The 21,488-nt window shown below is 68.5% G+C and carries 13 protein-coding genes; 3 read left to right on the forward strand and 10 right to left on the reverse strand.

Going from position 1 to position 21,488, the window contains the following annotated elements:
• The 8 genes from treY to glgA form a co-directional block, all read right to left on the reverse strand.
• Positions 1-1,327 (reverse strand): malto-oligosyltrehalose synthase (treY, locus tag VIR09_RS03225; protein ID WP_332011565.1); only part of this gene is annotated, 1,327 nt, incomplete at its 3' end.
• Positions 1,324-3,423: a 4-alpha-glucanotransferase gene (gene malQ / locus VIR09_RS03230; protein ID WP_332011566.1), complete on the reverse strand. Its 2,100-nt coding sequence runs from the start codon at positions 3,421-3,423 to the stop codon at positions 1,324-1,326. The genes malQ and treY, both read right to left, overlap by 4 nt.
• Positions 3,420-5,198 (reverse strand): malto-oligosyltrehalose trehalohydrolase, encoded by a 1,779-nt coding sequence (gene treZ, locus VIR09_RS03235; protein ID WP_332011567.1) that lies wholly within the window; start codon positions 5,196-5,198, stop codon positions 3,420-3,422. Before treZ ends, malQ begins: the two co-directional genes overlap by 4 nt.
• Positions 5,195-7,306 (reverse strand): glycogen debranching protein GlgX, encoded by a 2,112-nt coding sequence (glgX, locus tag VIR09_RS03240; protein WP_332011568.1) that lies wholly within the window; start codon positions 7,304-7,306, stop codon positions 5,195-5,197. Before glgX ends, treZ begins: the two co-directional genes overlap by 4 nt.
• Positions 7,307-7,312: 6 nt before the next feature.
• Positions 7,313-9,511 carry a 1,4-alpha-glucan branching protein GlgB gene (gene glgB / locus VIR09_RS03245; RefSeq protein WP_332011569.1) on the reverse strand — a complete coding sequence of 733 codons (2,199 nt, stop codon included), beginning with the start codon at positions 9,509-9,511 and terminating at the stop codon, positions 7,313-7,315.
• Positions 9,508-12,861: a maltose alpha-D-glucosyltransferase gene (gene treS / locus VIR09_RS03250; RefSeq protein WP_332011570.1), complete on the reverse strand. Its 3,354-nt coding sequence runs from the start codon at positions 12,859-12,861 to the stop codon at positions 9,508-9,510. Before treS ends, glgB begins: the two co-directional genes overlap by 4 nt.
• Before the next feature lie 18 nt (positions 12,862-12,879).
• Positions 12,880-16,077 (reverse strand): alpha-1,4-glucan--maltose-1-phosphate maltosyltransferase, encoded by a 3,198-nt coding sequence (locus tag VIR09_RS03255; protein WP_332011571.1) that lies wholly within the window; start codon positions 16,075-16,077, stop codon positions 12,880-12,882.
• Positions 16,078-16,099: 22 nt separating this feature from the next.
• Entirely contained in the window at positions 16,100-17,668 is a 1,569-nt protein-coding gene (gene glgA / locus VIR09_RS03260; protein ID WP_332011572.1) for a glycogen synthase GlgA, read from the reverse strand.
• Positions 17,669-18,059: 391 nt separating this feature from the next.
• On the opposite strand from glgA, the gene VIR09_RS03265 reads away from it, so the two are divergent.
• The 3 genes from VIR09_RS03265 (at position 18,060) to VIR09_RS03275 (ending at position 19,844) form a co-directional block, all read left to right on the forward strand.
• Positions 18,060-18,317 (forward strand): hypothetical protein, encoded by a 258-nt coding sequence (locus VIR09_RS03265; RefSeq protein WP_332011573.1) that lies wholly within the window; start codon positions 18,060-18,062, stop codon positions 18,315-18,317.
• Positions 18,314-18,652 carry a DUF883 family protein gene (locus tag VIR09_RS03270; RefSeq protein ID WP_332011574.1) on the forward strand — a complete coding sequence of 113 codons (339 nt, stop codon included), beginning with the start codon at positions 18,314-18,316 and terminating at the stop codon, positions 18,650-18,652. Before VIR09_RS03265 ends, VIR09_RS03270 begins: the two co-directional genes overlap by 4 nt.
• A gap of 82 nt (positions 18,653-18,734) precedes the next feature.
• Complete coding sequence (locus VIR09_RS03275; RefSeq protein ID WP_332011575.1) at positions 18,735-19,844, forward strand: DUF748 domain-containing protein; 1,110 nt, start codon at positions 18,735-18,737, stop codon at positions 19,842-19,844.
• On the opposite strand, the gene VIR09_RS03280 is transcribed toward VIR09_RS03275, so the two are convergent.
• The gene (locus tag VIR09_RS03280) at positions 19,834-20,853 is read right to left on the reverse strand and encodes a lysylphosphatidylglycerol synthase transmembrane domain-containing protein (protein WP_332011576.1); all 1,020 of its coding nucleotides are present in this window, start codon (positions 20,851-20,853) and stop codon (positions 19,834-19,836) included. The genes VIR09_RS03275 and VIR09_RS03280 overlap by 11 nt on opposite strands.
• Positions 20,850-21,488, reverse strand: a 639-nt coding sequence (gene clsB, locus VIR09_RS03285; protein WP_332011577.1) for a cardiolipin synthase ClsB, incomplete at its 5' end; no start/stop codon positions are given. The genes VIR09_RS03280 and clsB, both read right to left, overlap by 4 nt.

A 21,488-nucleotide genomic window follows, 5' to 3' on the forward strand; every position in this document is an offset into this window, starting at 1 on the left:
GCCGGGTGGCGTGCTCGCACCAATGCTGGTCCGCGCCGCTGCGCCCGCCGTCCTCGGCATAAGTTCGATAGACCGGAAAGGCAGTCAGCCAGGCGGACAGCACGCGGTCTATCGACACCGCGCTCCAATCGCGGGTCTGGCGGTGTTGCCGCGCTACCCGTTCCAGGCTGCCGACCAGCGCCAGCCGTTCCGCCGGAAAGTGCCGCTGCAGCATGCGCGTGCGCGCCGCCTCCAGCTGCTGCTGCGGCGCCCGCAGGTCGCCTGTCAGCAGTTGCCAGAAGGCGCACAGCGGCGCCTCGGCATCAGGATCGTGCAGCAACGCACCCACCTGATCCATGAAGTCGTAGCCGGTGGTGCCGTGCAATGGCCAGCGTGGATCGGGCGATTCGTCCGGTGCCAGGATTTTCTCCGCTACCAGATAGGCTTGCGCTTGCGCGCAGGAAGGCGGACGGCTGGCGCCAGCCTCGGCCAGGCGCTGGCTCAGGCGGCGCAGGTAGGCGCCTGGCGCCGCGAGGCCGTCGATGTGGTCGATGCGCAGTCCGTCCAGTACGCCCTGCGCATACAGACGCAGCACCAGCGCATGCACGGCATCGAACACGGCTTCGTCTTCGACCCGCACTCCGACGAGTTCGCTGATCTCAAAAAAGCGCCGCCAGTTGATCTGGTCGGTGGCATTGCGCCACCAGGCCAGCCGGTAATGCTGGCATTCGAGCAAACGGTGCAGGCGTTCGCGGCCGGCCCTGCGGGCGGGATCACATCGGCGCAACAAGGTTTGCGGATCCAGCCCGTGTGGAATCGACTCCGGCGCTACCGGATAGCGCAGGCCGGACACTTCCAGTTCGATCCGTCCGCTGTCGCCGTCATGGCGCAGCAGCATGACGCCTTGGTCCAGCGCCACGCCATAGGGCTCCGGCAGGATGGGCAGCACGACCTTGCCGCGCAGCGCCGGGTCCGGGCCATCCCAACTGATGTCGAAGCAGCGCGCGTGCGCGCTTGCGGCGCCATGCTCCAGTACATCGCGCCACCAGGCATTGTCCGGATGGGCCGCCATGTGATTGGGGACGATGTCCGCGATGAGGCCCAACCCGCGCCGGCGTGCCGCCTGGGCGAGGTCCCTGAGCGCAGGCTCGCCGCCCAGCTCCGGATTGACCATGGCGTGGTCGACCACGTCATAGCCGTGCGTGGAGCCGGCGCGGGCGCGGGTGATCGGCGACAGGTACAGATGGCTCACACCAAGGTCGGCGTAATAGTCCACGCAGGCACGGGCGTCCTCCAAGGTGTAGCCGGCATGCAGTTGCAGCCGGGCGGTGGCGCGCGGCATGCTCATGGCTGGCCTCGCCCCGCGCGCATGGCTTGCAGCCGCGCCTGCACCGCCGGATCGGCGAAGCAGGCCTGGCTGCCGGCGGGCAGGCGCTGGCGCCAGTTGGGATGCTGGTCCACGGTGCCGGGCAGGTTGGGCTGTTCCAGTTCGCCGGTCAGATCCTCCATCGGAACGAGTAGCAGCGGGCAGGCGCTGGAAGACACGAAGCGCAGCATGTCCGCCAAGGGCGGACGCTCGGGGACGGCGGGACAGCCCATGGCTTGCGCGAGCAAGCCACGGTCCATGCACCGGCGGCGCCGCAACGACCCTTCGTTATCTTCCGCGCCCAGCAGGTTCAGCTTGGCACGGACATCGATGTCGCGTTCGGCCCACCAGCCGTGCAAGGTAGGCAGGTCGTGCGTGCTGGTCATGGCCACAGCCTCGGCGGGCCAGGCTTCGGGGGCAAGAAAGGGTTCTGGCGCGTCCGGCACGGTTGGCTCAACCGCCGCTTCCGGCTCCCGCCGCATGAACCACAGTACGTTCATGCCCAGAATGCCGTGATCCGCCAGCTCGCGGTTGAATCCCTCTGGCACCGTGCCCAGGTTCTCGCCGATGGCCAGGGCCCGATGGCGCCAGGCCTCGAGCGCCGTCAACGCCAGCAGTTCTGGCAGCGGATAACGCAAGTAGGCGCCCGCGCCGGCGGCAAGGCCGTCGGGTACCAGCCACAGCCGCGCCATGCCCAGGATGTGGTCGATGCGCAATCCGCCGGCGTGAGCCAGAGACGCGCGCAACATATCGATGAAGGCCGCATACCCCTGGGATTGCATCGCGCGCGGCGAGAAGGCGGTCAGGTTCCAATTCTGGCCCAGAGGGTTGTGGATGTCGGGCGGGGCGCCGATGGACAGTCCCGGCAACAGGTCGGTCTGCCGGCTCCAGACGTGGCTGCCATCAGGACTGTCGCCGACGGCCAGGTCGGCGATCAGCCCTATGCCCATGCCGGCCCGCCGTGCCGCGTCTTGCGCGCCGGCCAGGCTCTCGGCCGCCAGCCATTGGGCGAACCGATGGAAATCGACTTCTTCAGGATGCTGCCGCGCGAACCTCTCGACCTCGGGCGAGTCCGGGTCGCGCAGGCCTGCCGCCCAGTGCATCCAGGACAAGGGGGCTGCCTTGCGCACCGCCTGGGCGGCATGCAGGGCCTCGAACACCGCATGATCGCGCAGCGCCTTGCCGCGCCGGGCGCAGAAGGCGTGGTAGCGCTGGCGGCAATCCACCGAGCCCGTCGCGCGAAACTGCCGATGCAGCGCGCGCAGCAGACGCTGGCGCCGCGCACCCGCCTGCGGCCAATCGATCAGCTCCGCTGCGGACGGCACGGCGCCGCAATCCGCCCAAGCCTGGCGCAGGGCCTCCATGCCCAGCACTGCGGCGGGGTCCGCATACAGCGTGTTCAGGAACAGGCGGCTGGAGGGGGCATACGGACTACAGCGCTGCGGCTGCGCGGCAAACATGGCGTGCACCGGGCTGATGGCCAGCGCATCGGCGCCTTCGGCTGCGGCTGCCACGGCCAGTTCGCGCACGGCGGCGAAGTCGCCATAATCGCCGTCATCGGGGTGGCTGCCGCGGGCATCGCGCCTCAGGCTGTAGACCTGCGCGCAAAGTCCCCAGGCGCGCGGCCGGGCGGTTGCCGTCAACAGCTCCAGGCCGGGCGCCTGCTTCGGCGCGACGGCGAGCACGGTCCGTTCCGCTCCCAGGTATAGCGCGTGATAGCCGGGCTCGTCCGGCGCTGCCAGGCCGCAATCGTCCGTGATGTCGCCTTCGAAGGTCGCGCCCGATTCGCACACGATGCGATAGCGGCCCAGCGTCGACGGGGGCAGGGGCGTGGCCATGCCGCAGCGGGCGACCAGCAAGGGCGGCAACCGGCCGGCGCGCTCCGCGCTCAGCCGAAGGTCGCTTTCGCGGATGTCCTCGGCGCTGTGGGCCGGCAGGCCCATGCCCGCCAGCAGCAACCGCAAGGTATCCGGGGATACGCGTTGCGGGCGTTGGCGCGCATCGGTCCAGTGCTCGGCGATGCCGGCCCGGGCGGCCAGCGCGGACAGGGCAGCATCGTCAGAAGGCGCGGCGGTCATGCCGGTTCCTCGAGCAGCCACACGGTGCTGTTGCCGCACACTTCTGCCTGGATCAGCGCGTCGCGGGCGCCGGCCAGGGATTCGAAGAGCAGCGTGGCATAGGCTTCGGCGCCCGCCTGCAAGGATACGGGCAAGGCCAGACGGTCGGGGCCGAGATTCGCATAGACCGTCAGCCGCGCGCCGCCGGCCAGCTCCCAGCGTGCGAATACGCCGCGGTCGCCAATTGCGGCCGCGCCCAGGCTGGTCGCGCCCCTCAGCCGCGGGGCAATCAGGCGGGCGCGCAAATGCAGCAGGACCGCGTAGTCGCGCATCCAGGCTTGCGCGTCCGCAGCGCTGGCGCGCGGCTTGCTCGCGAGGTAGGTGTCGGGATCGTTCGGATCGGCCAGCGGGGCCGCAGCCTGGAATTCAGGAAATCGCGAGAACTCGCGCCGGCGGCCGTCGCGCACCGCTTGCGCCAAAGCCGGATCTGCATGGCTGGTGAAGTAGTGGAACGGCGTGCGTGCGCCACGTTCCTCGCCTATGAAGATCAGCGGAATCTGCGGCGCCAGCAATTGCAGCGCGACCGCTGCCCGTAGCCGGGCGGGGTTGTCGACCAGGCTGGCCAGGCGTTCGCCGCCCGCCCGGTTGCCCGTCTGGTCATGGTTCTGCAGGAACAGCACGAAGGCCGTAGGCGGGAGCGCCGCGCTGGGCTCGCCGCGCGCCTGCCCGCCACGGTACGGCGAACGCTGCCCCTGGTACAGCCAGCCTTCGGCCAGGCAGCGCGCCAGCGCCTGGGCTGGCTGCGCGCTGTAATCCGAGTAGTAGCCGTGGCTCTCGCCGGTCAGCAGGCAATGCAGGGCATGGTGGGCGTCATCGTTCCATTGCGCGTCGAAATCTCCCTGCAGCAGGCTGGCCCGGTTGTCGTCGTTTTCCAGCACCAGATGCACGTAGCGCTCGGCAGGAATGTGCTGCCGCAGGTATTGCGCCAGTTCATGCAGCCATTCATGGCCGGCAATGGCGTGCACGGCATCCAGGCGCAGTCCGTCGAAGCGATATTCCGTGAGCCAGTACAGCGCGTTGTCCTTGAAGAACTGGCTGACCGCGGGCTGGCGGAAATCGATCGCATCGCCCCAGGGGGTGGCGACGTCCTTCCTGAAAAACGGCGCGGCGTAACGCGGCAGGTAGTTGCCGTCGGGGCCGAAATGGTTGTAGACCACGTCCAGCATGACGCCCATCTCCAGTCCATGGGCCTCGTCGATCAGGCGCTTGAGCTCATCGGGCGTGCCGTAGGCGGTGTCGGGCGCATAGGGCAATATGCCGTCATAGCCCCAGTTGCGCGGCCCGGGAAAGTCGGCGACGGGCATGAGCTCCAGCAGCGTGACGCCCAGCGCCGCCAGTTCGGGCAGGCGCGCGAGCAGGCCCGCGTAGCCGCCCTCCAGGCCGGCATGGGTCTCGTACAGGACGGATTCTTCCCAGGGGCGTCCCCGCCAGGTCGCGTAGCGCCACGGGTAGGCGTCCGGTGCGACCACCACGCTGTCGCCATGCACGTCGCGGTGCTGCAGGCGCGAGGCGGGGTCGGGCGCGACGGTGTCGGCGTCCAGGCGGTAGTGGTAGCGGGCGCCGATGGGGCAGTCGACGTCCGCTTGCGCATAGCCGTCCGGGCCGGGGTGCAAGGCGATGGGCGGATGGCCTTCGACCTCGAGCGCCAGGCCGGCTGGCGCGGAGGGCGCCCACAGGCGGAAGCGCGTGACGCCGCTTTCCAGCGGGATGGCGCCGGATGCATAAGCGTGCGTCATGGAGAATCTCCCGGAACGTGGATTGCTGCCAGCAGCACCACGCTGCGCGCGGCCACCGTGATGGCGGCGTCGGCCAGGGGCGCGGCGGGCGCCTGCGTGGCGGAATCCAGTTCGCGGATCCAGGCCAGGGCGGATGGCGGCACCTGGAACACGACGTCCTCCGCGCCCGGATTCAGCATCAGCAGGGTCACGTCGACGCTGCCGTCCTCGCGGCAGGCGGCGCGGCGCAGGGCCATGGCGTTGTCCTGCTCCGATTCCCAGGCGGCGGCGTCCAGCTCCGCACCCGCGGGGTCGAACCAGGCGATGGCCTTTACACCGGGCGCAAGCTCCTGGCCGGCGTCGCCGTAGCGCGCGCCACGCACGCTGGGGTGGGCACGTCGCAACGCGATCAGGCGCGCCGCATAGCGGCTGAGTTCGCGGCCCTCATCGGTCTGCGCCTGCGTCCAGTCCAGCCATGACAGGGCGTTGTCCTGGCAATAGGCATTGTTGTTGCCTTCCTGGCTATTGCCGAACTCGTCGCCGGCCAGCAGCATGGGCGTGCCATCGGACAGGAACACGCAGGCAAGCTGGGCCCGCTGCACCAGCTTGCGGGTCTGCAGGATCGCCGCATCGTCGGTTGCGCCTTCCGCGCCCCAGTTGTGGCTGTAGTTCTCGCCATGGCCGTCGTTGCCGCCTTCGCCGTTGGCCTCGTTGTGGCTGGCGTCGTAGCTGACGATGTCGGCCAGCGTGAAGCCGTCGTGCGACGCCACGTAGTTGATGCTGCTCCAGGGACGGCGATGGCGGCGGTCGAACAGGTCGCGCGATCCGCACAGGCGCGCCGCCATCTCGCCACGCATGGAAGGATCCCCGCGCCAGTAGCGCCGGGTGGCATCGCGGAACTTGTCGTTCCACTCCGCGAAGCCGGGCGGATGGTTGCCCAGCTGATAGCCGTCCGGGCCCACGTCCCAGGGCTCGGAAATCAGCTTCAGGCGGGCCAGCACGGGATCCTGCAACACCGCGTCGAAGAAGCCCGAACCGGGGTCATAGCCGGTGCCCTCGCGGCCCAGCGTCACCCCCAGGTCGAAGCGGAAGCCGTCGACCCCATAGGACTGCGCCCAGTAGCGCAGCGAATCCGTGACCATCTGCAGCACGCGCGGATGCGACAGGTTGACGGTGTTGCCGCAGCCGGTGTCGTTGATGTAATAGCGTTCGTCGCCCGGCACCAGCCGGTAGTAGCTGGCATTGTCCAGACCGCGCCAGGACAGCGTGGGCCCCAGTTCGCTGCCTTCGCAGGTGTGGTTGTAGACCACGTCCAGGATGACCTCGATGCCGGCGGCGTGCAGCCTGCGTATGGCCTGGCGCAGTTCGTTGGGATTGTGTTGGAGATAGAACGGTTCCGGCGCGAAGTACGACAGCGTGCTGTAGCCCCAGTAGTTGCGCAGACCGCGTTCGGTCAGGAAGCGGTCCTGCAGGAACGCCTGCACCGGCAGCAGTTCCACGGCGGTGACGCCCAGCCGCTGCAGATGCTCGATGAAGCGCGGGTCGGCCAGGGCGGAGCAGGTGCCCCGCAGGGGCTGGCGCAAGTCTTCGCGCAGCATGGAGGCGCCGCGCACATGGACTTCGTAGATGACGGAATCGTTCCAGGCCGTGGCCGGCGGCCGGCTGTTGCCCCAGGTGAACGGCATTTCCTCGGCCACGATGGCCTTGGGCATGGCGGGCGCGCTGTCGCGCCGGTCGATGCTGAGGTCGGCGCGCGCGTGGTTCATGCGGTAGCCGAACAGCGCGTCGCTCCAATGCAGCGGGCCGGTCAACTGCTTCGCGTAAGGATCCAGCAGCAGCTTGTGGGGATTGAAGCGGTGCCCGTTGCGCGGATCATGCGGGCCGTGGGCGCGGTAGCCGTATACCAGCCCGGGATGGGCGTCCGGCAGGTAGCCGTGCCAGACCTCGTCGGTGCATTCTGGCAGGTCGAAGCGGCGCAGCTCCTTGCGGCCCCGGGCGTCGAACAGGCACAGTTCGATGCGGGTGGCGTTGGCCGAGAACACCGCGAAGTTCACGCCCAGGCCATCGCTGACCGCGCCCAGCGGGTGGGGCTGGCCGCCGGCTATGCGCGTGAATTGCGTCGGATCCATATGCGTTCAACCTTCATAGAGCAGGAAGAGGGTGGCCAGGGGCGGCAAGGTGAGCGACAAGGCCTGGGGCTGGCCGTGGGACGCGCTTTCTCCGGTGCTGGCGCCGCCCTGGTTGCCCTGGCCCGATCCGCCATAGTGGGTGGCATCGGTATTCAGCCTTTCGGTCCAGCGTCCGGCCTGCGGCACGCCTATGCGGTAGTCATGCCGCGCCACCGGCGTGAAGTTGGCCACCGCGAGTACGTGGTGGGTGCCGTCGCTGCGGATGAAGGCGACCACGCTGTTGTCGCGATCGTCCAGGATCGTCCAGGCAAAGCCGGCGGGGTCGGCATCCTGCGCGTGCAGCGCCGGCAGCGCCCGGTACAGGCCATTCAAATCGGCGACCAGGCGCTGCATGCCCAGGTGCCCGGGACGGTCCAGCAGCTCCCAATCCAGCGGCTCGTCATGGTTCCACTCGCGCGGCTGGGCCATCTCGCCGCCCATAAACAGCAGCTTCTTGCCTGGATGCGCCCACATGAAGCCCAGGTAGGCGCGCAGGTTGGCAAGCCTGGCGGCCGCATCGCCCGGCATCTTGGCCAGCAGGGAACCCTTGCCGTGCACCACTTCGTCGTGCGACAGCGGCAGGATGAAGCGCTCGCTGTACGCGTACACCATGCTGAATGTGATGTCGTGGTGGTGATGCTTGCGGTGCACGGGGTCTTGGGAAAGATAGCGCAGGGTGTCATGCATCCAGCCCATGTTCCACTTGTAGTGAAAACCCAGACCGCCCTCGGCGACCGGCGCGGTCACGCCCGGCCAGGCGGTGGATTCCTCGGCCACCATGATGGCGTCCGGGACTTCCTGCCGCACGGTGCTGTTCAGCGCCTGCAGGAACTGCACCGCTTCAAGGTTTTCGCGGCCGCCGTAGCGGTTGGGGATCCATTGCCCGGGCTGGCGGCTGTAGTCGCGATACAGCATGGACGCCACCGCGTCGACCCTCAATCCATCGACGTGGAAGCGCTGCAGCCAGTGCAGCGCGCTGGCGATCATGAAGGCCTGCACCTCCGTGCGCCCCAGGTTGTAGACCATGGTGTGCCAGTCCGGGTGGTAGCCTTCGCGCGGATCCTCGTACTCGTACAGCGCGCTGCCGTCGAAGCGGGCCAGGCCGTGCGCATCATCCGGGAAATGCGCGGGTACCCAATCCAGGATGACGCCGATGCCGGCGTGGTGGCAGCGGTCGACGAAGCGGGCGAACGCCTCCGGCGGCCCATAACGCGCGGCGGGTGCGAACATGCCCAGGGGCTGGTAGCCCCAGGATCCGCCGAAGGGGTGCTCCATGACGGGCAGCAGCTCCACATGGCTGAAGCCCATGGCGCGGGCGTAGGCGGGCAGTTTGTCGGCCAGCCGGTCCCAGGTGCAGGCGTCCGATCCGGCCTCTTCGGGAAGCCAGGAACCGGCGTGCACTTCGTAGATGGACAGCGGCGCCTCGGGAGATTGGCGCGCCCACCGGTCTGTCATCCAGGTCTGGTCTTCCCAGGAATAGTCCGCCGGATCCTCTACCACCGAAGCGGTGGCCGGCGGCGCTTCGCTGCGGCGTGCCAGCGGATCGGCCTTCAGCCGCTGGGTGCCGGCGCGGTCGGTGATGGCGAATTTGTAGCGTTCGCCAGCGCGTACGCCCGGGACGAATACCTCCCAGACGCCGGCGCGATGCCGCAGCCGCATGCCGTGCCGGCGGCTGTCCCAGGCGTTGAAATCGCCCACCACGGCCACGCGCTGCGCATTCGGCGCCCACACTGCGCAGCGCAGGCCGGCCACGCCATCGACTTCCATCAGCCGCGCGCCGAGGGCCGTGCCGGCGCTGCGCCATGAGCCTTGCGCCAGTTGCTCCAGCGTCTCTTCGTCCAGCAGGGGGCCGAAGGCATAGGGATCGGCGGTGACCTGCTCGGCATCGGGCCACTGGATGGCCAGACGGTATGAGCCTGCATCTCCCGCCCGTGCGTACGGCACGCGGCCAAGAAACAGGCCCTGGCCCTGTTCACGCAACGCGGTGCGCGTGGCGCTCGGGTCCAGTGCGTCAACACGCCGCGCGCCCGGGGCATACACGCGCAGCTCGCCATCGTGCGGCCCCAGGAAGGCATAGGGATCGTTGTGCAAGCCGCAGGCCAGCGCCGCCAGTTCGGCGGGATCGGCGAGGATGGCTGCGGCGTCGGCGCGCATGTCCTGGTTCATGATGGCGTGTCCTCATCGTCCACCGCCGCCGACAGCAGCAGGCTGCGCGCCAGCTCGGTCAGCGCGCACAGCGGTATCGAGATCCAGTCCGGGCGATGCGCCGCCTCGTAGCTCACTTCATAGGCCGCTTTCTCCAGTTCGGCCAGGGCCAGCAGCGTGTCCTCGTCCGCAGGCGGAATCAGCGCCGAGGCGCGCGCATCGCGGTAGCCTTGCAGGAAAGCCCGGGTGGCGGTCTGGCGGAAGCGCGCCAGCAGCGCGTCGCGCAGTTCGGCGGGACTGATGGTCGTGCCCATGGCTTCGCTAGCGCCGGCATTGGCGTCGGGCGGCGCGCCGCCGATGATGTCGGCGCGGGCGATCGAGGCGGCGGCATAGTCGAACGAACGCAGCATGCCCGCGACATCCTTGTAGGGCGAGGCCAGGGCACGGCGAGCCTGCACGCTGCTGACCGGTTCGCCCTCGAAGTCGATGAGGTAGGCGTCCGCCTGCGCCACCAGCACCTGCCCCAGGTGGAAGTCGCCGTGCACCCGCAGGCACAGGGTTCCGGTTTCGGCCTGTGCCATCGCGGCCACGCGCGCCGCCAGACGGGCGCGGTGCTCGAAGTACCATTCGGCGCAGGCGCGCGAAGGGGCTTCGAGCTTGCGGAGTTGGGCGCGCAGATCCTTTTCCGCGCGCTCCAGCAGCTTCTGGATGTGCCGCGCGCGCGCGTCGGCGTCCGCCTGGCTGGCCTGGCGCGTTTGAAAAGCGGGATCGTCGGTCGGTAGCGCCAGCAGGTTGTGCATCTGCGCCAGGCGTTCGCCCATGGTGGCGGCCATGGCGGCGTAGCCTTGCAGATCCTGCGCGAATTCGTCCGGGCTCTGGTTCACCAGCAGCGCATTGTCCAGGGTGCGCTTCAGGAGATCCAGCGTCCAGCTCCATGCGTCGCCCTCGTTGATGACGTAGCGGTGCGCCACCGCCAAGGTGTGGACCACGCCGTCGGCGTCCTCCCGCTGCACTTCTCCCAGCAGGGCGGGCATGTTCGCATAGCCCGCCCGCGTCAGGTAGCGGGTCATTTCCACCTCGGGCGATCCGCCGGCCTGGACCGCCCGAATCAGCTTCAGGATGAGCTTGCCGTCGACGATGACCGAGCTGTTGGATTGTTCCGCGGTCAGCCACTGCAGTTCGGCGTCCTGGGCAAGCTCCATGGCGGCCAGGCCTTCCTCGGGCAGGAAACGGATCACGCCCGGCTTGTCTCCGGGCTTGCCGCCGCTGCGGCCGTCGAGCTCGCGGCCCTCCTGCAAGGACTGGACCACGCCGCGCACGAAACCGGCTTGCAGGAATGCGTCGGCCAGCACGCCGACTTCGGCGCCGCGGCGGACCCGCGCAATCGCATACTGCACGGCGGCGGTCTCGTCCCACACCAGCACGAAAGGCGCCTGTGCCCGCAAGCCGGTGACGCCATCCTCGGGCTCGACCTCGGCCCAGTAGTATTCGCCATCGGCCGAGGTGAAAGGCGTGGCGTAGGCCAGGCGCGCGCGGGCAGGCGGCTGCTTGCCCGGATACCAGCGCTGGCGCGCCAGGTACTGCGGCAATACCTCGCGTTCCAATGTGGCGCGAGAAGCGTCCGTCAAGGCCGCTCCGCCATGCGCGCGCAATACCAGCGTGGTCAGCTCCGGCATCTGCTCAGGCGTACTCGCATGCCAGTCAGGCGGGGCGGCCTGGTTGCTCAGGTCCAGCCAATAGAACGCGTAAGGCGGCAGGGTCAGGAGGTAGGGCAGTTCGCCCACCGCCGGGAACGGCGTTCCTCCCAGCATTTCGACCGGCACGCAGCCGTTGAACTCCTGCAGCTGCAGCTCGACCGGTTGGGCGGCGTTGGACAGGTTGGCCACGCACAGGATGGTGGTGTCCTGCCATTGCCGCAGGTAGGCCAGGATCTTCCGATTGCCGGCGAAGATGAAGCGCAGCGCGCCGCGCCCGAACGCATGGCTCTGCCGGCGCTGCGCCAGCAGGCGACGGGTCCAGTTGAGCAGGGAATGCGGATCGCGCTGTTGCGCCTCCACGTTCACCGCTTCGTAACCGTACAACGGCCCCATGAGCACGGGCAGCGGCAACTGCTCGGGATCGGCGCGCGAGAAGCCGCCGTTGCGGTCCGGCGACCACTGCATCGGCGTGCGCACGCCATCGCGGTCGCCCAGGTGCACGTTGTCGCCCATGCCCAGTTCGTCGCCGTAGTACAGCACCGGCGTGCCGGGCATGGACAACAGCAGGCTGTTCATCAGTTCCACCCGGCGCCGGTCGCGCTCCAGCAGCGGTGCCAGGCGGCGCCGGATGCCGAGGTTGATGCGGGCGCGCGGGTCGGCCGCGTACACGTTCCAGAGATAGTCGCGTTCGCGGCTGGTGACCATTTCCAGCGTCAGTTCATCGTGGTTGCGCAGGAAGATGGCCCATTGGCAGGTGGCGGGAATGTCCGGCGTCTGGCGCATGATGTCGATGATCGGGAAACGGTCCTCCTGCGCGATTGCCATGTACATGCGCGGCATCAGCGGGAAATGGAAGGACATATGGCATTCGTCCCCGGCGCCGAAGTATTCCTGCGCGTCCTCCGGCCATTGGTTGGCCTCGGCCAGCAGCAGCCGGTTGGGATATTCGGCATCGATCACGGACCGGATGCGCTTGAGCACATCGTGCGTCTCGGGCAGGTTCTCGTTGTTGGTGCCTTCGCGTTCGACCAGATACGGCACCGCGTCCAGCCGCAGCCCGTCCACCCCCATGTCCAGCCAGTAGCGCATCACGGCCAGCACTTCCTTGAGTACCTGCGGGTTGTCGTAGTTCAGGTCGGGCTGGTGGGAATAGAAGCGGTGCCAGAAGTAGGCGCCGGCCTCCGGATCCCAGGTCCAATTGGATTTCTCGGTATCGCAGAAGATGACGCGCGTGCCGGCGTAAGCCTTGTCGTTGTCCGACCAGACGTAGAAATTGCGCGCGGCCGATCCCGGCCTGGCCGCGCGGGCGCGGCGGAACCAGGGATGCTGGTCCGAGGTGTGATTGACCACCAGCTCGGTGATGACGCGCAGGCCGCGGGCGTGCGCCGCGCGGATCAGCTTTCTGACGTCGGCCACGGTGCCGTAGTCCGGATGCACGCCCCGATAGTCGGCAATGTCATAGCCGTCGTCGCGGCGGGGCGAGGGATAGAAGGGCAGCAGCCAGATCGTATTGACCCCCAGGCTGGAGATGTAATCCAGCTTGGAGATCAGCCCGGGCAGGTCGCCCACGCCATCGCCATTCGAGTCGAAGAAGGACTTGACGTGCAGCTGATAGATGACCGCGTCCTTGTACCAAAGGCCGTCGTCCTGGAGGGGCTGGGTTTCACTGATCATGGCAATGGGCGTGGGACATCATCCATGCAGCGACAGGCGCCACACGCGATAGGGTTGATCGGGATGCAGCGTCATTTCGCGCGTCTGGCCCTGCCATGGCTCGCTGCGTTCAGCCAGCAGGTCTTCGGCGATCAACCGCCCGCTGTCGGCCTGGCCAAACAGCCAGAAGGGCGCTTCGATGCGCGCCGCCTGTGGCTGGAAGGGATCCAGGCTGATCGCCGCCAGAATGAAATTGCCGCGGCCGGGCGTGGACTTGCAGAAGGCCAGCACGCGGTCGTTACCGCTGCGCACCAGGGTCAGGCCCCGATGGCTCTGCAAGGCGGGATTGGCGCGCCGGATCTGGTTCAGGCGGGTGATCTCCGCGCGGATGTTGCCTGGGGCGAACCAGTCGCGCTGTCGGAGTTCGTACTTTTCCGAATCCAGGTACTCCTCCTTGCCCGGCAGGGCGGCCGATTCGCACAGTTCGAAGCCGCTGTACATGCCCCATAGACCGGACCCCAGCGCGGCCAGCGCGGCGCGTATCAGAAAGCCCGGGCGGCCGGAGGTCTGCAGGAAGTGGGGGTTGATGTCGGGGGTGTTGACGAAGAAGTGCGGCCGGAAGAAGTCCGCCGCGGGCGGAGTGGAAAGTTCTTCCAGGTAGGCCTCCAGTTCCGCCTTGTCGTTGCGCCAGGTGAAATAGGTATAGGACTGGGTAAAACCGATCTTCGCCAGCCGGTACATCATCTTGGGACGGGTGAAGGCTTCGGACAGGAAGATCACGTCGGGATGCTGGGCATGGACCTCGGCGATCAGCCACTGCCAGAACGGCAGGGGCTTGGTATGCGGGTTGTCGACGCGGAAGGTGCGCACGCCATGGTGCACCCAGAACAGCACCACGTCGCGCAGCGCGCGCCACAAAGCCAGCTTGCGGGCGTGGCGGGCCGCGGCGCCGTAGAAGGCCACATTGACGATGTCCTGGTACTTCTTGGGCGGATTCTCGGCGTAGCGCAGGGAACCGTCCGGGCGCCAGGAGAACCAGTCGGCGTGGCGCGCCAGCCAGGGATGGTCGGGAGAGCACTGGATCGCGAAATCCAGCGCCACCTCCATGCCATGCGCGTGCGCAGCTTCCACCAGCCTGAGGAAACCGTCCAGCCCGCCCAGCAGGGGTTCGATCGCGTCGTGCCCGCCGTCGGTAGAGCCGATGGCATAAGGACTGCCCACATCGCCGGGTGCCGCGTGCAGGCTGTTGTTGCGTCCCTTGCGGTTGCGCTGTCCGATGGGATGGACGGGCGGCAGATAGAGCACGTCGAACCCCATCTCGCGCAGGTCGGGCAGGCGTGCGATGACGTCATCGAAGGTGCCGTGCTGGCCGGCTTGCGCGGACTGGGAGCGCGGGAACAGTTCATACCAGCTGGCGTGGCAGGCCTGGCCGCGGTCCACCCAGACCGGATAGTGCGCGGGGCTGACATATTCGAAGGGACGGTCGTCCAGTTCGCGCATGGTGCCGGCCAGATCCTCGTCCAGCAGGGCGGACAACTGCTCCGGCGTCGGTGGGGCCATCTCTCCTTCGGCGGACTTGCTGAATCTCTGCAAGGTATTGCGCACGGTCACGGCGCCGGGATGCGAGGCGTTGCGAGCGCGCGCCAAGGCCGCGCGCAGCATCAGCAGGCCTTCCTCCACTTCCAGGCGCAAGTCCACGCCGGCCTGATGCTTCACTTCCAGGTCATGGCGGAAGGTCTGCCAGACGTCGAGCCAGGCATGAATGACGAACTCGTGCGGCCCAATGCGGCGCGGACGGAACGCCGCCTCCCAGCGGTCGTTCAAACCGCGCGCAAAGGGCGTGGCGCGCCACGAGGTCTCGTCGGCCGCACGCCAGCGCAGTTCGGCCGCCAGCAGTTCATGGCCGTCCATGTAGATGTCGGCGCACACCGGAATCCGCTCATGCGGTATGCACTTGACGGGGAAAGCGCCGCCGTCCACGGCGGGGCTGACTTGCTCGACGACGATGCGCTGGCTGGCGGCGCCGTCCATGCGGCGCGCGGCGTGCCGCGAGGCTTCGCGCACCGGGTGCGTGGGCTCGAGCAGGAACATGGCGCAGCCCGCCGGCGCGATGCTGTCGGTTTGCGGCGCCAGGCCGCCCGGCACGCCTTCGGACAGGAAATCGGCCGGCGGCAGCAGAGGGGCCAGCGCATCCCAGTCCACGCTTGCCTCAGCCGTGTCCGACGGGTTGAGCGCCAGGACGGCGGTGCCCGCGGCGCATGCGCGCAGCAGCATGGTGCAATGGCCATCGCGTCCGCCCGCCAGGCGTAGCGGCCCGCGCAAGCCGGCCTGCGCAAACCAGTGGTTAGCGGCGGCCACGTCGGGCAACTGGGCTTCATCCTGGTCGTCGAACATAAGGGCGTCGGCGCATAGCGCCGCAGTCCAGGCCGCGCGCTTGTCGGTGGCAGCGCGCGGCATGCCGGGCGCCGACCGGGGCGGCGAGGCGATTACGGACGCAATGGCGCGCAGCCTGCCGTCTTCTTCCGCCAGCCAGCCGGACTTGAAGTCCCACCACGGCAAGGACGAAAACAGGCCGTCGAATCCCGCGCCGCGCAGCGCCGCCAGCGATTCAGGCGTGAGTCCGGGGGCCCAGGCAAGCATCTGCGGGGCCGGCTGCCCGCCCCGCAACGCCGCCGCCAGTTCGGCCCAATCTGGCGCCGGGAGACATAGTGGCGCCTGAAAGGCATAGCCCGCGGCGCCGCGCTCCGTCCAGCGCCGCAGCCGCTCGCCCCAGGCCTGGAGTAAGCCGGGCGGCGGCGGACCTGGCCGCAAATGCAGCACGTCGCGCGCTTCGGCGCTCATGCGCGGGTCTCGCGCGGGGTTGCCGGAAGGCGGTTGGTACCAGCCCGGGCCTGCCGTGCCGGGCATGGCGTCGACGGCGCAACGGTCCAGCACGATATCCAGGTACAGAGCCAGGCCATGCTGCGCCAGTTGTCCCGTTGCATGTGCGATCCATTCGGTCATGGGCACGCGCTTGCCTGCGAGCAATGCGTAGTCTGCGTCCAGCGGCGCGGGGGAGACGCTGCCTGGCGCCAATAACCAGGGCGCGGGCATCAGCAGCGCATTGAAACCGCGTTGCCGCAGGCGCGCATACAAGGCCGGATCCAACTCGCCGCCAGACGCGGAAGTAGACCCGGGTGCGCCGCCACCGGCGTGGTAGAGGCGCAATGGAGCGTGGGCGGCGTTGGCTGTGGGCACCGGCTTCCTCCTGTGGGCACGCTTATATGGCGGGCGCGGGCAGCGACCTGGCGGAACCTTGCCCCGCCCGCAGAGCGGTGGCGTGCGCGGATGCTTCGGCCGGGGTGGGGATGCGGGTCCGCCTGTCGGCATCGGCCAGCGAACGGTAGAGTTCGGCGTAGGGCCCTGCGGCCGAGCGCCAGCTGAAGTCCGCGCTCATGGCGTTGCGCTGCATGGTGCGCCAGAGCATGGCGTCCTCGCGCAGGCGCAGGGCCCGGGCAATCGCAGCGGCCATGGCCGCCGGATCGTCGCCGTCGAACAGCAGGCCGTTGGCGCCGGCCATGGCCGAGAGCGACGCGCGCGGCCCCGGATCGTCGATCGTGTCGGCCATGCCGCCCACTCGCGAGCCTATGGGGATCGACCCGTAGCGCATCGCGTACAGCGGTGTCAGGCCGAAGGGCTCGAAGCGGCTGCCATGCAGCAGTACGTCGGAGCCCGCGTGCAGCCGGTGCGCCACCGCCTCGTCATAACCGATACGGGTGGCGCAGCGTCCCGGATAGCGCGCGCTCAGCGCTTTCAAAGCCTCTTCCAGCCGGCGGTCGCCCTGGCCGAGGATCGCGACTTGCAGGCGCGGGTGGCGTTCCAGGGCCTCGGGCAGCGCCTGCGCGGCAACATCCGCCATCTTCTGTTCCGTCAGTCTGCTGCCCATGGCCATGAGCGCGGCGTCGGCGTCTTCGAGCAAGCCGAACTCGCGCTGCAGGGCCGCCTTGCAGCGCGCCTTCCTGCTGAGATCGCGCGCCGAGAATCGCAAGGAACCCAGGTGCGGATCGCGGGCCGGATTCCACAGGATGTTGTCGATGCCATTGGGAATAGGCACGAGATCGGCGGCGCGGCGCCGCAGCAGCGCCTCCAGGCCGCAGCCGAAGGCGGGCGTCAGGATTTCGCGGGCGTAGGTGTGGCTGACGGTCGTGACGCGGTCGGCATAGCGGATGCCGGCCTTGAGGAAGTTCAGCCGGCCCCATGCGCCCGCGGCCTCGTCATTGCAGTAGCGCTCGGGTATGCCCAGCGACGCGGCGCATTCCATGGGGAACTGTCCCTGGAATGCCAGGTTGTGGATGGTCAGGATGCTCCTGACATCGCGTGGCCCGTATTCCCGCAGCAAGAGCGGCACCAGGCCGGCGTGCCAGTCGTGCGCGTGCAGCAGGGTCGGCCGCGCAATGCCGGGCAGGCCGCCCGCCACGCGTACCGCCGCATGGGCCAGCGCCGCGTAGCGCAGCGCATTGTCGCCGTGCTCGCAACTGTTTTCATCCAGATAGATGCCCGGCCGGTCATAGAGCGCATCGTTTTCCAACAGCAGGAAGTCCAGCCCGGACTGGGCGCAATGGCCGACGAGGAGCCGCGCATCGCCTCCCGGCAGGTTAGGCAGGGAAGCAGCCACCCGGACCCGCTCCAGGCGTTGCCGCACGCCGCGGTACGCCGGAAGCAGCACCATCAAGGGAAACCCGGCTTCGCGCAGCGCGCGCGCCATGCCCGTGATTGCGTCCCCCAGGCCGCCTGTCTTCGCCAGGGGAAACGCTTCGCCCGCCACTACCAGGATTCGAATCTTCGCCATGCCAACTCCCTTTGTGCGAGGGATCGTCCAACGCGTCCGCCGCAGGGCTTTCATCCGCAAGCGCCGTGCCCGCTGCAGGTCCGCCGCAGGCGCCAGGCCGCCGGGAACGGCAATTGCTGATCCCGGCGTTCTGCCGATTGCGGACGACCCAGGGACGCTCGAATGAATACTGTGGCGCACGATTGCCCGCGGATGGCGGCGACAACGAAGCAGGCGCGCCACATGATCGACCGCGCATGGGCACCGCCATGGCGCGGCGCAGCGCGACCTGCGTCATTTTTCCAAACGATGTGCAGGATTTGCCGGCAGTCGAAAAAGCCCGTTCTTAGGCAGCATGAAGCCCGCGAACCGCTCTGCGGCATCGATCGTATTTGTCGTCCAGGAGCATGCCATGACCAAGACCACGCCTTCAAAGCCTGTCCAACCCAGGGACCGCCAGCAGCCGGGCCCGGAACAGCACCCGGCGGAACAACCGGGGCCCGATCCCGCCGGGCAGGAAAAGGACCAACGCGGCCGCTGGCCGCCCGACAGCCTACCCAACCTCATGCCGGGGCTGGATCCCCAGCAGACGCCCGGCATCGACCGGCTCGACGGACCGCGCTTGGCGGCGGTCCGGAGCGCACCTTTTTTTCACCAGGAGCACCTATGAACAAGCACCATGGATTGCGGGACTTTTTTCAACCGGCTGACAACTCCACGCGCACGGTACGCGAGCTGATCTCCGGAACCGAAGCCTTGCTGCGCAGCACGGCCAGCTACGGCGGATCGGAAATCGAAGCGGCGCGCGACGGCCTCAAGCAGCAGCTGGAAGCCGCGCGCGAACACGCCAAGGGCTGGGAACGGGCGGCCTGGGACCGGGCCAGGCATGCCTCCCAAGCGGCGGACGAGTATGTCCACGAGAACGCCTGGAAAAGCCTGGTTGGCGCGGCGCTCATAGGCGTGCTGGCTGGCGTGTGCTTCATGGCTGACCAGAAACGCCGCTGAGCGCCTAATCCTTTTTGCCCATTGATGGGACGGGGCGTTTCCAGGACCATGCTCGGATCGCGCCGCACCTCCGGAATCCACGATGAGCCTCGACCCGTCCGTGCCACGCCGCAAGTCGCCATGGGGCAACGCCTTGGCGGTCTTGACCCTGATTGCGGCCGTGGCCGTGGTGCTGGCGTTTGCCGCCTTGCGCATCGCCGAACAACGCATCGCGAACATGCTGGGCCCGCGCGGCCAGGTCGGCCACGTCGAGATGGGGTATTCGCGGGTGATCCTCAAGGACGTGACGATCTCCGGCGGCACCGGCCAGGCGGGCGCCACGGCGCGCCAGGTCATCCTGGAGCCTGAATGGCCCGCCTTCCTGCGGCATGAGGCGGTCTTCAAGACCATCACCATCGAAGGTTTCGACTTCACCGTGGTGCGCAGGGCGAATGGCGACATGGACATCGCGCCCGCCCTGCAGTCCTCGTTGCGAGCCGGCGAAGGCGGCGACGGCCAATCCCGGCCCAGGACGCCGATCCGCATCGCGGAGCTGATCCTGCGCGACGGCCGCCTGGATTTCGAGGATGCGGCGGTCTCCAGGCCCGCGCACAAGATCCCGTTTTCGGACGTCCAGGCGCGCCTGCGTCCGCTGGCCATACCCGGCGACGGCACCCGCAGCGACATGGAGTTCAGCGGCAACATCGAAGGCAACCGCAAGGGCGCCGCCACGGTGCGCGCGGAAGGTTGGCTGGTGGTTGGCGGGACGGATGCCGACATCAAGGTCGCGGTGCGCAATATGGACATCAAGCATGCCGCTCCCTACCTGGCGGACAATGGCGCCACGTCGCTGGCCGCGGGCGCCATGGACCTGGACATGCGCACGGCCATCGCCAAGCGCCAGCTTCAGGCCACCGGCGCGGTGGCATTGCGCGGCTTGCGCTTCAGCGGCGACGGCAGCCTGTTTTCATTGCCGCGCAAGGCGGTGCTGGCGGCGCTGAAGGACCAGAGCGGCACGCTGCGCTTCGACTTCGCGCTGGCAGGCGACCTGGACAATCCCAAGTTTTCGGTCACGCGCGGCTTTACCGCGCAGGTTGCCCGGGGCTTCGGCCATGCGATAGGGGTCGGCGCCGAGGGCGCGGCGGAGGGCGTCACTGGCGCCGTGAAGGAACTGGGCAATGCCTTGTCGGACATGCTCACGCCTAAGCCTTGAACGACTCGCGCGCGTTGTTGCCGCCGCCATCCGCGGGTGGCGCTGCCGTGTGCGCCCGCCTGTGTCTCAGTTTCACCTCCATCGCGGCAAACGCCGCCAGGGCAAGGAACAGCGGCGTGAACGCATAAAGCGCGCGGTAGGTCAGCACCGCGCCCAGCACCTCGGCGGCTGGAATCCCGGGCGCGAGCGTAGCTACGAAGATTGCTTCGGTGGTGCCCAGCCCGCCCGGCACGCGGATGATGAGGGCGGCGAAACTGGCGCACAGCAGTATGCCCAGCACGGCGGGGTAGCTGGCTTTGCCCTGCAATAGCAGGTAGATGATGGCGCCCATGATGGCCCACGACAGCGCGGCCACGAGGCTTTGGGCTACAGCCATCAGGGTGCCGGGCAGGACGGCGTGCTGTCCCATCCAGGTCCAGGTGCGCTGCCGCGCCCGTGCGCACACCGCCACATAGCCGGCCGCCAGCATCAGCAGCACCGCGCCGAGCGCACGCAACAGATTCGAACCTATGGCCCAGCCCTGCGGCACGGGCACCGCACCCGACACGAACAGCATGCCCGCCACCCATGCGTAGCCTATCCAGTTGGACGCCGCCGAAAACAGGGCGACCCGCGTCGCCAAGGACTTGCGGCAGCCCAGCCGGGCGTAAAGCCTGAGGCGCGCGCCCAGGCCCCCCAGCAGCACGCCCAGGCTGAGATTCAGGGCATAGCTCATCATGGCCACGCCCAGCACTTTCGGCCAGGGCAGGGTATGGCCGGTGTAGCGTTTGCTCAGCAAATCCAGGGCGCCATAGACCAGGTAGCCCGCCGCGACGAGTCCGGCAGCGACGGCAATCGTGTCTGGCGGAATCCTGCGCATGGCGATCCAGACCTGGGCCCAGTCGACCGAACGGCCAAAGTAGTACAGCAACGCCGCCACCAACACGAGCACCACCGCCGGCAGCGCCCGCTTGAGGCGGGGCCAGCGGTGGCGCCATGCGCGCGTCAGCGTGGAACGGAACACTCTCATGCCGACTCCCGCTGCGGTTCCATGGCAATGGACTTCAGGCGCGGCTTGTGCGCGGGCAGGCTGCCGGCCCAGGCGGGAAAGCGCCGCAGGAAGTGGAACACGACCACCCCGATCCACAACCGCCGCAAGCGCCGCTTCGAACCTTCGGGCAGCTCGATGCGCCGGCAATCCTGTTCGATGAGCCGGTCCAGGCTGCCGCGCAGCGCGGCGTTCAATCCGGCATCGCGCGCCACCACGTTGGCCTCCAGGTTCAGCGCCAGGCTGAGCGGATCCAGGTTGCTGGACCCTATCGTGCTCCAGTCCTGGTCCACGCAAGCCACTTTTCCGTGCAGCGGCCGTTTGCAGTACTCGTATATCTCCACGCCCGCGTCGATCAGGTAGTCGTACAGCATGGACGCCGCCAGCCGCGCCACCAGCACGTCGGGTTCGCCCTGTAGCAGCAGCCGCACGCGCACGCCGCGGCGGGCGGCATTGGCCAGGTCATGCAGCAGCTGATAGCCGGGAAAGAAGTAGGCGTTGGCGATCAGCACGTCCTCGCGCGCGGCACGCACGCCAGCGCGGTAGTAGCGCTCGATATCGGTCCGATGCTCGATGTTGTCGCGCACCACCAGGCGTCCGCCGCCATCGCCCGCCGG

The organism is Achromobacter sp. (assembly GCF_036567245.1).
Lineage (GTDB): Bacteria > Pseudomonadota > Gammaproteobacteria > Burkholderiales > Burkholderiaceae_B > Achromobacter.